Origin of the sequence: Qipengyuania sp. YIM B01966 (assembly GCF_016461955.1) — a bacterium.
Lineage (GTDB): Bacteria > Pseudomonadota > Alphaproteobacteria > Sphingomonadales > Sphingomonadaceae > QFOP01.
The window spans coordinates 1-15,305 of the sequence record NZ_JADMNM010000014.1 but is presented as its reverse complement, the minus strand read 5'-3'; the positions used below and the strand labels follow the sequence as shown (position 1 = coordinate 15,305).

The following is a 15,305-nucleotide window of genomic DNA, read 5'->3' as shown; positions in this document are numbered from 1 at the left end:
CAAATGTTCTGACGACGGACATGCACATATGACCCGCGCGGGATTGGTCTTTAACGACGCGATCGAAACCTCTCGAACGCTCCAATTTGTCCTGACGCCGGGGGGGATGGCCCAGTTTTTCTGTACGAGCAGAGCGGTTGAGAATTACTGATGGGTGTCCTTGTGAGCATCACGCAAGATCTCGATCCCACCATAAACCGCGATGCAGGCGACAGCGATGCCAACAATCAAATCAGGCCAGTTCGCCCCTGTCAGCATGACCGCGATTCCCGCAAGGACGATGCCGCCGTTCGAGACGAAGTCATTGAAGCTGAACGTCGTTGCCGCGCGCAAATTGACATCCTTGTTCTTCAGTTTGTTCAGCAGGCGCAGGCACCACAGATTTACGACAGCAGCCACGATCGCCATGCCGATCATGAGCGCGCCGCCGGGAGTCGAGCCGTTGAGATAACGCTGCACAGCATCGGCCATCACACCGACGGCGAAGATCAGAAGCATCACGCCTGAGAATCGCGCGGCGCCTCGTTTCCAGCGACGTGACCGCGTCAGCGCCAACAGGCTCAAAGCATAGACAACTGCGTCCGAGGAGTTGTCGACACCGTTGGCCAGGAGTGCATTCGAATCCCCCAGAAAAGCCGTCACGAAAAAGCCTGCGGCGATGGCGACGTTGAGCGCCAGGACCAGCCACAGGGTCTTTCGTTTGTCGGCCGAGCCGAGATCGAAATTGGCTTCGCTCATCCCTTGCGCTCCTTTGTGGCCGGTTTCCCGGCGAAAGGCACCTCTCGAAACGCCAGAAGCCGCAGCGCGTTGAAGACCACGATCAACGTCGATCCCTCGTGGGCAATGACGGCAGGCCCGATCCCAAGCCCGAGTATCGTGGCAGGCAGCAACACTGCCACCACACCCATGCTCACGAACACGTTCTGGCGGATGATCCGCCGCGTGCGCCGGCTAAGATCGACCGCGAACGGCAGTTTGGACAGGTCGTCGGCCATCAGCGCGACATCGGCGGTTTCGAGCGCCACGTCGGACCCGGCCGCTCCCATCGCAATTCCGACCGTGGCCGTGGCAAGTGCGGGCGCATCGTTGACGCCGTCACCGACCATCGCGACTTTGCTCTCCGCTGCACGGAGCTTCTTGATCGCCTCGACCTTGTCTTCGGGCATGAGATCGCCCCAGGCGTCCTCAATGCCGACGCTCGCGGCGACGGCCTTGGCGACAGGTGTCGCATCGCCCGACAGCATGATCATTCGCGTGATGCCGAGTTCGCGCAGGCGGGCAGTCGTTGCGGGAGCCGCCGACCGAGGAGTATCCATCAGCCCGATTACGCCAAGGTACCGCGCACCCTGGCGAACGATCATAATGGTCCGCCCCTGGGAACGCAGTTCATCCGCCGAGGCCTTCACTGCATCGGGAAGCGGTTCGCCGCCCGCCTCGGCAAAGAGTTCGTCGCGTCCGATGTGAACGGTCTGGCCGTCGACGACGGCTTCGACACCGCGTCCCGTGATCGATTTAAGGTCGGTCGCCTTCGCGGCCGGGCCCTTGAGCCGCTCCGTCCCATCGCGGACGATCGCCGCGGCGAGCGGATGGTCGCTGAGCGCTTCCACCGCGACCGCCGTCTGCAACAATTCTTGCTCCGTTGCATCGGCCGCCGCAACGACATCCGTCACGCGCGGCCGCCCTTCGGTCAGGGTTCCCGTCTTGTCGAACGCAATAGCGCTCAGTGCGCCCAGGTTCTCGAGCGGCCCGCCGCCCTTCACGAGCACCCCGCCGCGCGCCGCCCGTGCCACGCCCGACAAGACCGCGCTCGGTGTTGCGATCGCGAGAGCACAGGGGCTGGCCGCGACCAGAACAGCCATCGCCCGATAGAAGCTGGCACTGAAGGGTTCGTCGATCACGACCCATGCGAACAGCAGCAGCACCACCAGTCCGAGAACGACCGGCACGAAAATGCGCTCGAACCGGTCGGTGAAGCGTTGAGTGGGAGACTTCTGCGTCTCCGCTTCGCTGACGAGCTTCACGACTTTGGCTAATGTCGTGTCGGAGGCGAGACGGGTGACCTGGATTGCCAGTGCGCCAGAGCCGTTGATCGTGCCCGCGAATATTCTGGACGTGGCCGCGACGCTGTCCGCTGCGGCCGCAGCGGCTGCCGGATCCTCTACCGGCTGCTTGTCGACCGGAACGCTTTCGCCAGTCACCGGCGCCTGGTTGACGCTGCTGGTGCCTTCGATCACGAACCCGTCAGCCGGCAAGCGCTCGTTGGGTTTGACGACGACAATGTCGCCGACGACCAGCGCCTCGACAGGCACTTCCTCGGTGGCGCTGCCGCGCCGCACGACCGCCGTCTGCGGCGCTAGCTCTGCCAGCGCTTCGATCGCCTTCTTGGCGCGCCCCATGGCATAATGCTCGAGCGCGTGGCCAAGGCTGAACAAAAACAGGAGCAAGGCCCCTTCGGCGAATTCCCCCAACAGGGCCGCGCCGGCGGCGGCGACGAGCATCAGCGTATCGATCTCGAAGCGGCGCAGTTTGAGGGAATCGATAGCTTCGCGGACAGTGAAGAACCCGCCGAAGAAGTAGGCGGCAAGGTAGAGCGCAGTGGAGACAACCTCCGGCGCGGCGTCGGCCCAGGACAGTGCAAATCCGATAGCGAGCGCGACGCCGGAGATGAGCGCAAAATACAATTCGGTGTTCGACCCAAATACGCCGCCGTGAGCGTGGCCCCCGCCCTCGGTATGATCATGGGAGTGCTCGGCATCTTTGGCGTGGTCGTGCGCGTGCTTGCCGGCGGGAGTAGCAGTCGGGGTCGTAACCGGATCGGGAGAAGCGCCCGAAGCCTCTGTAGCGCGCGTGTTCGAGCCTCGGCGACTTACGCCGAGCGAGGCAAGCGCCGACGTTATCTCTGCTTCGTCGACGAGGCTCCGGTCGAACTCCACTCTCAGAGCTCCGCTACCCGTTGCTTGCGCCTCGAACACGCCCTCGATGCGGCACAGCGTTTCCCCAACGGTCCGCGCCCGCCGCTCCTGCTCGATCCCCTCGACCTGCCACACGAGGTGCCCAAAGCGAGCGGTCAGCGCGGCCCCGGCCGCGCGCGCCGCCTTGCGTATCTGTTCCAGCCCGACCTTCTCCGGATCGTAATGGACACACAGCTTTGCCGGCTCGTCCCCCATCGCAGCGATCACATGCGCGTCACGCACGCCGTCACGCTCGGTCAGCTCGTCAAGCAGCCTCGCGACACAGCGATCCGCTTCATCGGGAACTGTCGGGAGAAGGAGCGGAAGGTCGAGGCGTGTGCGTGTCGTCACAAAGTGTTCTCCTCGAAGACAGGTCTTGGACGGATCATGCTGGCAGCGGTTCCGACCCAGGTATTCCGTCCTCGAAATCGCCCGGCTGATGGGGCTCCCCGCGCTTCCTCAGGATGAGATGGCTGATCGCGGGAAGGACGTAGAGGGTCATGATGGTGGCGACGATCAGGCCGCCGATGACCACGATCGCGAGCGGCTTCTGGACCTCTGCCCCTCGCCCGGTGGCCAGCGCCATGGGCACGAAGCCTATCGCCGGCACGATGCCGGTCATCAGCACCGCGCGGACCCGCTCCAGAGTGCCTTCGACGATCGCTTCGTCCACCGGTCGTCCAGCATCGATCCGCTGACGGACGCTGGTCATCACCACGAGACCGTTGAGCACGGTCACCCCCGATAGCACGATGAAACCGACCGCCGCCGAGATCGAGAACGGCAAGCCCGCCAGCGCCAATCCAAACGCGCCACCGGCGAGCCCCAGCGGAACCGCCGAATAGACGGCCAGCGAAGAGCGCAAATTGCGCACCGCCAGGAACAGGATGCCAAAGATGAGCAGGAATACCACTGGCACGATCAGGGTGATGCGCTGCGAGGCTGCCTGCAAATTCTCGAACTGCCCTCCCCAGGTGATGGTGACACCGGGTGGAAGCTTAACCTGCGCGACCCGCTCCTGCGCCTCCTCGACATAGGAGCCGAGATCGCGGCCCCTCACATTGGACTGCACGACGACTCGGCGCTGTCCGTTCTCACGGCTGACCTGGTTCAGGCCTTCGGACGTTCGGAAGGCGACCAGCTCGCGCAGCGGGACGGACGTTCCGGCACCGGAAGCACCTTCGGGGAGCTGCACGGGAAGCGAGCCGACCACGTCGAGGTCGTCACGGTTGAGATTGTCGAGCCGGACGATGATGTCGAAGCGGCGGTCACCCTCGAACACCAATCCGGCTTCGCGTCCGCCCAGGGCCGCCGCGACCGTGTCGGTCACGTCCTCCATGGCCAGGCCGTAGCGAGCGATCGCTTCGCGATCGAACTGCACCTCAAGCGTGGGAAAGCCCTCGGTCTGTTCGACCTTCAGATCCGCAGTTCCCTCGACACCGCTCATCGCGGCTGCGACTTCGCCCGCGACGCGATTGAGAACGTCCATGTCGTCGCCAAAGACCTTAACCGCGATGTCGCCGCGGACACCGGCGATAAGCTCGTTGAAGCGCAACTCGATCGGCTGGCTTGTTTCATAGGCGTTGCCGACGAGGCCCCCCAGCTTGTCATCGATCCGGGCGAGAACGTCCTCGCGGCTGTCGACTCCGTCCGGCCACTCGTCGCGCGGCTTCAGGATGATGAAGGCATCGGATGCGTTCTGCGGCATGGGATCGGAAGCGACTTCGGCCGTACCCGTCTTCGAGTACACATAGGCCACCTCCGGGAGGCTGGACACCGCGCGCTCGACCGCCAGCTGCATCTTGGTCGACTGCTCGAGCGAGGTCGAAGGTACGCGCAGCGACTGCATGGCAAGATCGCCCTCGTCGAGGGTGGGAATGAATTCGCGCCCCAGACTTGTGAAGACAAGAAAGGCTGCCGCCATGGTGGCCAAGCCGCCACCAATCCACGGCCAAGGCCGCTGGACCACTCGGCGCAGCACGGGTTCGTACCGCTCCTTGTACCAGGCAACCGCCTTGACCTCTTTCTCCGCGACCTTGCCGCGTATGAGGACGGCGACCATCGCCGGCACGAAGGTCAGCGACAGGATGAAAGCACCCACCAGCGCCAGCATGACCGTGATCGCCATCGGCGAGAACGTCTTGCCCTCGACTCCGGTGAAGGTGAGCAGCGGCGCAAAGGTGAGCAGGATGATTGCCTGGCCGTAGATGGTGGGCCGGAGCATCTCCTTGGAGGCTTCGAACACTTCGTGAAGGCGCTCCGGCAGGCTCAGCAGGCGGCCCTCATGATGCTGGCGCTCCGCCAGCCTGCGCAGGCAATTCTCGATGATGATGATCGATCCATCGACAATGAGGCCGAAATCGAGTGCGCCGAGGCTCATCAGATTGCCCGACACGCCGAAGCGATTCATTCCGATCGCCATGAACAGGAAGGAAAGCGGGATCACGAGCGTCGCGATGATTGCCGCGCGGATATTGCCAAGCAGCCAGAACAGCACCGCTGCCACGAGCAGGGCTCCTTCGAGCAGGTTCTTCTCGACGGTTCCGATCGTTGCTTCGACCAGGGCGGCGCGATCGTAGACCACGTTCACCGCGATGCCCGGAGGCATCGACTTCGCGACCTCCTCCAGCCGCTCGCGCACGTCTTCGGCAACGATGCGGCTGTTCCCGCCCAGCAGCATCAGGGCCGTCCCCACGACCACTTCGCGCCCGTTCATGGAAGCCGAACCGGTCCTGAGATCGCCGCCGCTTTGCACGGTCGCAACGTCGCGGACGAGCACGGGCACCCCTCCACGGGTTCCTATGGCCGTTCGGCCGATCTCGTCTTCGGTGCGAATGCGGGCGTCCGCTCGCACCAGAAAGGCTTCGCCGGCGCGCTGCACGAAGTTGGCGCCGATCGAGATGTTTCCGCGCTCGAGGGCCTCGGCGAGCTCAGTGAACGAGACGCCGTAAGCCGCCATGCGGCTTGGGTCGGGCTGGACCACCAGCTGTTTTTCGTAGCCGCCGATGGAATCGATCCCAGCAACCCCTTCGACACTGCGGAGCTGCGGCCGGACCACCCAATCCTGGATCGTCCTCAGATAGGCTGCCTTCTGCACATCCGTCGTTAGCCGTTCCCCATCGGGTGTGAGGAAGTCGCCGTCGGGCTGAAAACCGGGTTGCCCGGCGATCATCCTCGACTCTTTGGACAACGGCCGTTTGTAATCGACCGTCCACATCAGGATTTCGCCGAGGCCGGTCGACAGCGGGCCCATCTGCGGCTCGACCGCTTCGGGAAGGCTCTCGCGTGCCTGGTTGAGGCGTTCGGCAACTTGCTGCCGCGCGAAGAAGATATCGACGCTGTCCTCGAAGATCACCGTGACCTGGCTGAAGCCATTGCGCGAGATCGAGCGCGTGCTTTCTAGGCCGGGAATCCCGGCCATCGCCGTCTCAACCGGAAACGTGACCAGCCGCTCCATGTCGAGTGGACCCAAGGCCGGCGCCTGGGTGTTGATCTGCACCTGCTTGTTGGTGATGTCCGGCACTGCGTCGATCGGCAGGCGGAATAGCTGGTAGGCGCCATACGCCGCAACGAGCAGGGTAAGGGCGATGACCACCCAGCGAAATCGGACCGAAGCGTCGAGAAGACGATCTAACATAAATACGTTCCTGGGAGGCGTAAGCGGTCGGCAATGCCGAGATCAGCATCGCGGGCGCGGCCGAAGCCTCGAAAATGGGGAGGTGCCTGTATCAATGCTCGGCTTCGCTGGCGCCAAGCTGCGACTTGAGAACGAATGCGCCTTCGGTGGCGATCACGGCGCCGGGCTTGATGCCTCCGAGAATCTCGATTCGGCCACCGCTGCGTTGACCCGCGGTCACGGGGGTCGCCTGGAAGCCGCCATTCACCTGGACGAACACGACATCGCGGCCTTCCACCGATTGGACGGCACCCTCCGGGATGACGATGCGATTTCCAGTCGCGCCACCACGCGGCGTGATCCGGACCCGAAATGCCTGGCCCTGGGTCAGCCCGGCAGGAATGCCCGACGGAGACAGCACCACGGTTGCGGCGCGGCTCTCGGTGTCGAGCGAGGGTGTGGTCGATCGGACCACCGCATCCAGGGTCGCCCCATCGCCCAGCTCGATCACGGCCCGATCGCCTGGGCGGATGCGCTGAGCGTCTGACCACGGCACCGCCGCTTCGATCTGGACGCTGCGCGGGTTGGCGACCTCGAACAGCTCGGTCCCGGCCGATACAAAAGCGCCAAGCTCCGCATCCATCTTGGTAATCCGGCCGCTGATCAGGCTGCGGACGGCAATGTGCCGTCCGTCTGAGGTCACCCCGGCCGCGGTCACCGCCGCCTGGGTGCGGCGCAGCTCCGCCTGAGCCTGCGCAGCCTCGGCCTGGGCAGCCTCGAGATCCTGCCGAGCGGTGATCTTGGCATCGAACAGACGCCGCTCACGATTGAGCGCGGCGGCCGTCTCCTGCGCGCGGGCTGTGGCCGAAGCGCGCTCGGCCATGATCGCGGCCGCTTCGCGACTCTCGAGCAAGGCGACGGTCTCACCGGCACCGACTCCATCGCCGAGGCGCTTGTAGATGCTCGTGATCGCACCGTCCGCCCGAGCGGTCAGGGACGAGCGACCGGTCGGGGGAGCGGTCGCGGTCGCCTGGGCAAGGATTTCGGATCCAAGCGAGCCCGCAGTAATACGCTCGGTCCGAATTCCGACCGCGTCCAGATTTGCAGGCGGAACCGCCACAAACCCTTCGGGTCCGTGCTCCTCCTCGCCCTCTTCCTCGCCCGCCTCGGCTTCTTCGGCAGTCGCACCGGCTGCGGTCGGCTCGTCCGTAGCACGGCCGATAAGTATGCCGCCAACGCCCGCCAGCAAGGCGATGCCTCCGGCGATGGCGATGAGCTTTTTGCGATCATCAGTTGGATTGAGGTCCATGGTCGTGTCCTTACTGCGCTGTCGCGCGCGCGAGTTCCGCGGTGGCTTCGGCCTGCGCCAGGCGAGCTTCGATCAGTTGGGTCTCGGCACTTGTCAGCGCGGCTTGCGCATCAAGCAGCTCGATCAGCTCGATCTTGCCAGCCTCATACGATAGCTGCGCCAGCCGCAGTGCTTCACGACCCTCGGGGATGGCTCCGCGTTCGAGCGCTTCGACACGCGCGTTGGCTGCGCTGAGATTGGCCGTCGCGTTGGCGATCCGGGTGCTGGCCCCCACACGCGCACTGGCCCGCTCAGCCTCCGCGGCGCGGATTTCGGCTCGAGCTGCCTCGATATTCCCGCTGTTGCGGTCCCTGATCGGCAGCGGCATCGAAAACCCCGCGACAAGCGCCTGATCGCCAAGCTCCTGGACATGGCGGATGCCAAGTCCAACCGCGGGATCGAGCCGTCGCTCCGCAAGCTGTTGCTGGAGACTCGCCTCGGCCAGAGCGAGCTGGGCATTGGCGAGCCGTACGTCCAAGGATTCGACCGGTAAGTTTGTGTTTGGGATCGGCTCGCCGAGGTCGCCCGCAATCGAACTGGGAGCTGTGTCTGCACCGAACAAAGCCGCAAGGGTACGGCGTGACGCGGCTTCTTCGGCTTGCGCGCCGCGAAGCTCTGCCGCGGCCTGGCTGGCTGCGGCCTGCGCGCGAAGCGCACGCAGTGGCGGCTCCCGGCCAACTTCGACCAGAATGTTGGCGATCCGTGCGAGCTCGCGCGACCTCTGCTCGTTCTCGGCCGCGATACGCAGCCTCTCGCGCGCCGCGACCGCTGTCGCAAACTGTTGCCTCACCGATCGGGCCAGTTCCGCGCGCGTGACGAGCAAGCGTAGCTCGCTCACGGCGAGCTCGGCGCGTCCGACGGCCTGGCGCGCGGATCTCCGGCCTCCCAAGTCGAGCCGCTGATTGACCGCTACGGTCACCTCAGTGCTTTGCAGCCCGCTCAGTTCCCCGGTGCCCAGAAAGTTCTCAACCTCGACGCTGAGTTCGGGGTTGTCTCTGAAACCCGCCTGACGGAGCCTGCCCTGCGCCGCCGCGACGGATGCGCGCGCCGATGCGATTGCCGGCGACCGTGCCTCCGCCGCGCCCAGTGCCCCTTCGAGGGTAAGGTTATCGGGCAAGGGCTCGTCGCTCGGCACCAGCAGCAACGCATCGTTCCCGGTGCGATCGATCGGCGCGGGTGGACCTATGGTCGGCGAACCCACCTGGGGCGTTGTCGGTGAGCTTACTTGCGCCAGTGCCGCAGCGGGGCCGTAGCCAAGAACTGCAGCAGCAATAACAAGCCGAGCAACTTTGCTCGTGCGACCAATCGCGTTCGATCGCGGGGCAGGAATCCGGCACCAAACGGCGCGGACTCGCATTCGGGAAACCATTGTCGGAGAGCTCCTCTGCTGACACAAAACACGTGCTGCGACAGCAGCACGGAAAGTGTCAGGCCCGAGGTGGCTCTTTATCTAAGGTGATTTCAACTGCGCTGAGCGCAACCATCGGCAGGGCAAAGTGCAGCGTGGTCGCCGCCAATTGCTCCGCCACGTAAGCCTCTCCACGATCCAGCGGAGCCACATTGTGACAATGGCCGTGCGCGCACAGTGCGTTCTGTTGCGCGTCGTCGCCGGACTCTTCGGGTGCTGGCGAAGTATCGACCGACTGGATAGCCTGTTCCACCGAGGTTCCCACATCATCGCACGCAACCGCATCGGACGCGCCGCCGAAAACTACGGCGAACAACAGCAGCAGAGCCGCGAGTGCCCGAAAAGGCGAGGTTGAGCGGAGCGTCATGGACCGCGCGCCATTGCCACTGAAAGCGAACTGAGACAACACCAAAACACCGTCTCGACTCAGATTAACAGTGGAGAGTGGGGAACGAAGAAATAGGCGCATGGGGTCACTTTTCGCTGCATTCTCGGCGCGTGGATCGTTGGAGGAGCGCGGGAGCGTGACCGGTCCATTGCCTCGATGTTAAGTTAGTGACGCCATGAGCAGCGCCTACGGTAGATTACAATTATGCGGTCTGTTCAGAACCACCATCTTCTCGTCGCTCATATCCGCCATCGTGTAGCCGATGCCCCCCGTCCCCAGTCCCGATTGTCGGCGACCTGCGAACGGCATCCAGTCGACGCGGAATGCGGTGTGGTCGTTGATCAACACTGTGGAGCCCGATAGGCGCTCGACACAATGATCGGCGATGTCCAGTCGCTGGGTAAATACAGCGGCCTGAAAGGAATAAGGCAGCTCGTTCGCCTGGGCAATTGCTGCGTCGATACTGTCGTATCCGTAGACACACACCACGGGTCCGAACACCTCCTCTCGCGAAACCTTGGCGTCGCGGGGCGGATCGACCAGAACGGTGGGATGATAGAGCGTCGGGCCGATGCGCTTCCCGCCTGCGGCCAGTCTGGCACCATTCTCGACGGCGGCAGCGACCCAGGCTTCGACCCGGTCGACCTCGGCAGGGCGGATGAGAGGACCGCACTGCGTTTCCTCTTCAGTCGGATCTCCCACCCTCAGTGCCTCTGCGCCCGCGGCCAGCTCGGCAGCGAAATCCGGCAGTTCGGCGCGCGGAACGAACACCCGCTGGACCGAAACGCAGACCTGGCCAGAATGATAAAAGCCCCCTTTCAGGAGCGACGGAATGACGTTCTCGTGCGAAACACCTTCATCGACGATGACCGGTGCCGCGCCCCCATGTTCCAGCGCCACGCGCGTACCGGGTGCGAGCCTGGAACGAAGCATCCAGCCTACTCTCGCTGACCCGATGAATGAGAAGAACGCTGTTCGCGGATCCGTGACCATTTGCTCGGCGACATCGTTCGTGCAGGGTACGAAGCGGCACCATTGTTCGTCGAGACCTGCCTCGTAAAGGATTTCTACGAAGCTCTTGCAGGACAGGGGCGTATCCTTGGCCGGCTTCACCAGAACGGGGCACCCGGTCGCCACCGCGGGGCCCACCTGATGGGCGATCAGATTTAGCGGATGATTGAATGCCGAAATCGCGACCACAGGTCCGATCGGCTCCCTGAAGGTGTAGGCTCTGCGGCCTGCGCCTGCCTCGGTCAGGTCCATCGGGATCTGGCGCCCGCCGCTCGCGAACAGTTCATGCACGCAGAGTTCGACGCTCTGAATGGCGCGGCTGGTTTCGGCACGGGCGTCGACAAGCGGTTTCCCGCCCTCGCGTGCAATCTGCATCGCAAGCGTTTCGGCACGCTCGCGCATGAGCGCGCCGGCGCGTTGCAAAATGGCAATCCGCTCATGAACCGGAATCCACGCCCGCCGGTCTTCGTGCAATGCGCGCGCCTCGTCGAGCCAGCGGTCGATCAGCGGCCACTCGACCAGGTCCACGCTGCCGATGCACTCCTGGTCGTAAGGGTTGAGGACCTGCCAAGTCATTGGGGGCATTCCATCGCGCTCAGCTCATCGATCAAAACTTTGCGGTTCTCGGAGTAATCTACCGGCAGATCCACGAGGTGAACGCCGCCGCTCTCGAACGCATCGTTCAGGGTCGGAACCAGTGCTTGGCTGCTGTCGATCCGGTGGCCCGTCGCGCCATAACTTTTCGCGTAAGTGACAAAATCCGGGTTCGCGAAGCTCAGGCCGTAATCGGGAAACCCAAGTTGCTCCTGCTTCCACCGGATCATCCCGTAAGCGGCATCATTCAGAATGAGCACAACCAGGTTGAGGCCAAGCCGGACCGCGGTTTCTACTTCCTGCGAATTCATCATGAACCCGCCGTCGCCGCAAACGGCCAGCACACGGCGTTCTGGCCAGAGCATCGCCGCCATCATGGCCGAGGGCAGCCCGGCTCCCATCGTCGCCAGTGCGTTGTCGACCAGAATGGTGTTGGGCTCATGCGCGATGTAATTGCGGGCGAACCAGATCTTGTAGATACCATTATCGAGCGCCACGATGTCGTCCCGCCCCATGACCTGGCGCACATCGGCAACCACGCGCTGGGGTATGACCGGGAACCGTGCATCGTCGCTGCCGCGACGGATATGCGCGGCGATTTCTTCGTGCACACCGGCATAAGCTGTCAGGTCGCACGGCTGCTTGCCGCGAAGCCGCTCTCCCAGACCTTCCACCGACCCAGCAATATCGCCGATGACCTCCAGCTGCGGAAAATAGACCTGGTCGACCTCGGCGGCCTTGTAATTGATGTGAATGACGGTTTGCCCGCCGGGCTCCATGAAGAAGGGCGGCTTTTCGACAACGTCATGGCCGATGTTGACGATCAGATCGGCGCGCTCGATGGCGCAATGAACATAGTCGTCCGAAGACAATGCCGCGGTGCCGAGATAGAGCGGACTCGCTTCGTCGAGCACCCCCTTGCCCATCTGGGTATCGAAGAACGGAAACTGGGTATCGTCAACAAACTTGCGGAGCGCTTTGCAGGCGCTGCGCCGGTTGGCTCCGGCTCCCACCAGAAGGAGTGGGCGTTCGGCGGCGAAGATCCGCTCGGCCGCTTCATCGAGCGCGGCATCGCCCGCTACGGCGTAGTGTCGCGGGTGAGGCGCAACGACGGGTTCCGACGTTTTTTCCTCCGCGATATCCTCGGGCAACTCCAGCAGTACTGCGCCGGGTCGTTCTTCCTGCGCCCTTCGAAAACCCTCCCGAATTAGGGACGGTATGCGATTACCGTTCACGATCTGCTTTGCCATTTTGCATAATGGGGTGAAGAGCGCGACCACATCGACGATCTGGAACTGGGCCTGCTTCGAGACCTTGATGGGCTTCTGCCCGGTAATGATGACGAGGGGGAAAGCGCCTAGCGCAGCGTAGGCGGCCGGCGTTGTAAGGTTAGTCGCCCCCGGTCCCAACGTCGCCAGACAGACGCCGGGTTTTCCGGTGAGGCGACCATATGTCGCTGCCATGAAACCGGCTCCCTGTTCATGGCGGGTGACGATCAATCTGATCGAAGATGTGCGAAGCGATTCAAGCAAATCCAAATTCTCCTCACCGGGCACGGCAAAGATGTATTCGACACCTTCGGCTTCCAGGGCGGCGACTAGGAGATCGGATGCTTTCATCAGCAAAGTCTTTCTTGCGTTGTTTGTTCGCAGGCCTGCTGCAGTAGCATTCCGTTGTCTGGCTTGATGGGACACCAGCCACGAGCACAGGGGTAATCTTAACAGGCTCGTGCATCAATTGCAGGAGAAGCCGCCATGACCCGTGCGAGTAGATAACAACGATGCCGTTGGTTCACTGTTCCGCCAACGTCCGAGGACCGCTGTCTTAGCTCACGACTCGGGGAAAACCGCTCTGCTTTCGCCGATCCACGGCAGACCGCCTCTATCCGGTTCTCGACGCAAAGCTCGAGCCTTTGGCCTCCCTTCGATCGCAGACCCAACTCAGGCGCTTCAACGACGCTTATATGGATCTTCGTCCGAGTGGCTGCTCGTCGGTCGAAGGCACCATATCATCGGACCGAAAGGAACGAGGGGGCAGGGCCCTGCGTTAAACGAGTGAGCGCGCCATAGCAGCGCAACCATTTGCCAAAGACCTAGGAGAGATGACGTGGAAATTCGCGAACTGATGACAAAGGATCCGGCATGCTGCAGCCCGTCGGACAGTGTGAAGGAAGCGGCTTCGCTGATGGCAAGCAACGACTGCGGTCAAATTCCCGTGACCAACGCGGAAGGCGAGCTGGTCGGCGTCATTACCGATCGCGACATCGCTTGCCGCTGCGTTGCGGAAGGCAAATCTGCCGAAACCCTGGTCGAAGACATCATGTCCTCTTCACCCATCACAGTGACCACCGATGCCAGCGTTGCTGAATGCTGAAAAAAGATGGAAGACAATCAGGTTCGTCGCCTTCCGGTGGTCGACGATGCGGGCAGGTGCTGCGGGATCGTGTCACAAGCGGATATCGCGCGGCATGCTGGTGAGCATCAGACAGGGGATCTCGTGCGCGAAGTGTCGGAGCCGGCGCAATAATTTGCTTTTGGCGCATATGCTAAAAGCGGCTCCGCTTCGCAATTGAACGCTCGCGCATCTTTGCTGCCTCACGCTATTCAGCGTGAGGCAGCATTGATACCCTAGGCTTTAAGCGGTTCGGCTGGTTCTGGTGCAGATTCGATGGCGGGATTGAGCTTATTTGCTTTTGTACCATTTCTGCGGATCCGCTTTGAGCGCCTTGACGATCTTGGGAAGCGTCTCGCGAAGGGAGCGCTTCGGCCGCCATCCGATGAGCCGCCTAGCCCGATCGTTGGTGACGATGTAATGGGAGCTCGCCTCGTCGATCATCCACTGCTGGACGAACTGCTCGTCTCCAAGCACCTCGTTCTGCAGCCATGCACCGACTTTGGCGACGCCTTTGGGAATCCGGACCGTCGTCCATTCCTTGCCGTGTATTTCGCAATGCACGGTGTCTTGGATCTCGGCGTATCCCACGGCGTCCGACTCCCCGATCAGCAGCGGCAGCTCCGAGGGCAGATCTTTGCGGTGTTCGACGACCCTTGCGAAAGCTTCGGTTAGATCGTCCAGGTGCACCCTGGATTGCGCTGCCCAGAGCATTCCCGCATACAAATGCGCGATTGTCCGGTGTTCGTACACGCCCGCTATCTGCTCGGCCAGGAAAGCGGAGTGGCCCATGTCGTCGTAAACACCGGCGATCCGCAGGAATACTACCGGTATGTGCCGGTGCACCTCACGGAGCAGTTCTTCGGTCTGCAGTTTTGACTGCGAATATGGCCAAGTGGGACCAAGTGGCGACTCCTCGTCGATCCGCTCTTCAAGCCGCGCCGTCGGCTGATGCGCGAGCATGGTGCTTGCGAACACGAACCGCTCGACCTCGAAGACTGGAGTGCCTCCATTAGCCGCTTCGTGCCTTGGACGGTGATTTTCTCGTACAGCGGGTTCGGCTCTCCCGTGATGTCGTAATAGGCAGCAAGGTGGATGACTGAAGCGATCCGGCCGCCGAACTGGTCCCGAACCTTCTTCAACGCGGTTTCCACGCCCTCGTCGGTGCCGAGATCCAAGTCGATTATAGTCGCTGGTTCAGAGGGAGGTGATCCACCAGGACGATCAAGGCCCACGAGAGTGTATTTTCCGGCGAGCTTTCGGATGAAGTAAATCTTGGAAGTCCGAACGGCGGCGGCGCCCGCCGTTCGGGACCTGTTTGGGAAAGAAGTCGGCATGCCAGCGTAGCTCTGAGGGGACGCTGGTTTCGGACCATTCGCAAGAACGTCGAGGCTGGCCATGCTCCGGAACACGCGAGGAAACTTCAATGCAGCAGACAGACGACGAACACGCTGTCGACACGTCGGCAACGCCCGGCACGGCGATAGATCCGGTCTGCGGCATGGCGGTGGGGATCGACGGCGCGCAGCACATTGCGGAGCACGACGGTGCCCGGCACTATTTCTGTTCGGCTCTGTCCGTCGTCAGAACATTTGGCG

Annotated in this window: 11 protein-coding genes; 2 read left to right on the top strand and 9 right to left on the bottom strand. The window is 62.9% G+C overall.

What is annotated here, in order from left to right; translation table 11 throughout:
* Positions 1–144 precede the first annotated feature (144 nt).
* The 8 genes from ILT46_RS11505 to ILT46_RS11470 all read right to left on the bottom strand — a co-directional run bounded on the left by ILT46_RS11505 (position 145) and on the right by ILT46_RS11470 (position 12,935).
* The gene (locus tag ILT46_RS11505; protein WP_199504789.1) at positions 145–738 is read right to left on the bottom strand and encodes a cation diffusion facilitator family transporter; all 594 of its coding nucleotides are present in this window, start codon (positions 736–738) and stop codon (positions 145–147) included.
* On the bottom strand, positions 735–3,302 hold the full coding sequence (locus tag ILT46_RS11500) for a heavy metal translocating P-type ATPase (RefSeq protein WP_199504788.1): 2,568 nt from the start codon (positions 3,300–3,302) through the stop codon (positions 735–737). The genes ILT46_RS11505 and ILT46_RS11500 overlap by 4 nt, the downstream gene beginning before the upstream one ends.
* Before the next feature lie 34 nt (positions 3,303–3,336).
* Positions 3,337–6,588, bottom strand: coding sequence for an efflux RND transporter permease subunit (locus ILT46_RS11495; RefSeq protein ID WP_199504787.1), 3,252 nt, complete (start codon positions 6,586–6,588; stop codon positions 3,337–3,339).
* 91 nt (positions 6,589–6,679) lie between these two features.
* The gene (locus ILT46_RS11490) at positions 6,680–7,876 is read right to left on the bottom strand and encodes an efflux RND transporter periplasmic adaptor subunit (RefSeq protein ID WP_199504786.1); all 1,197 of its coding nucleotides are present in this window, start codon (positions 7,874–7,876) and stop codon (positions 6,680–6,682) included.
* A gap of 10 nt (positions 7,877–7,886) precedes the next feature.
* Positions 7,887–9,116: a TolC family protein gene (locus tag ILT46_RS11485; RefSeq protein WP_370592433.1), complete on the bottom strand. Its 1,230-nt coding sequence runs from the start codon at positions 9,114–9,116 to the stop codon at positions 7,887–7,889.
* 226 nt (positions 9,117–9,342) lie between these two features.
* On the bottom strand, positions 9,343–9,690 hold the full coding sequence (locus tag ILT46_RS11480; protein ID WP_199504784.1) for a hypothetical protein: 348 nt from the start codon (positions 9,688–9,690) through the stop codon (positions 9,343–9,345).
* Between the two features lie 207 nt (positions 9,691–9,897).
* Positions 9,898–11,298, bottom strand: coding sequence for an aldehyde dehydrogenase family protein (locus tag ILT46_RS11475; RefSeq protein WP_131621726.1), 1,401 nt, complete (start codon positions 11,296–11,298; stop codon positions 9,898–9,900).
* Positions 11,295–12,935, bottom strand: a complete 1,641-nt coding sequence (locus ILT46_RS11470) for an acetolactate synthase large subunit (RefSeq protein WP_199504783.1) — start codon at positions 12,933–12,935, stop codon at positions 11,295–11,297. The genes ILT46_RS11475 and ILT46_RS11470 overlap by 4 nt, the downstream gene beginning before the upstream one ends.
* Before the next feature lie 487 nt (positions 12,936–13,422).
* On the opposite strand from ILT46_RS11470, the gene ILT46_RS12215 reads away from it, so the two are divergent.
* Complete coding sequence (locus tag ILT46_RS12215; RefSeq protein ID WP_370592432.1) at positions 13,423–13,689, top strand: CBS domain-containing protein; 267 nt, start codon at positions 13,423–13,425, stop codon at positions 13,687–13,689.
* Between the two features lie 6 nt (positions 13,690–13,695).
* On the top strand, positions 13,696–13,842 hold the full coding sequence (locus tag ILT46_RS12320) for a CBS domain-containing protein (RefSeq protein WP_255528392.1): 147 nt from the start codon (positions 13,696–13,698) through the stop codon (positions 13,840–13,842).
* Between the two features lie 156 nt (positions 13,843–13,998).
* Here the strand turns inward: ILT46_RS12320 and ILT46_RS12210 are convergent, their stop codons facing one another.
* Positions 13,999–14,685 (bottom strand): NAD-dependent epimerase/dehydratase family protein, encoded by a 687-nt coding sequence (locus ILT46_RS12210; protein ID WP_370592431.1) that lies wholly within the window; start codon positions 14,683–14,685, stop codon positions 13,999–14,001.
* Positions 14,686–15,305 lie beyond the last annotated feature (620 nt).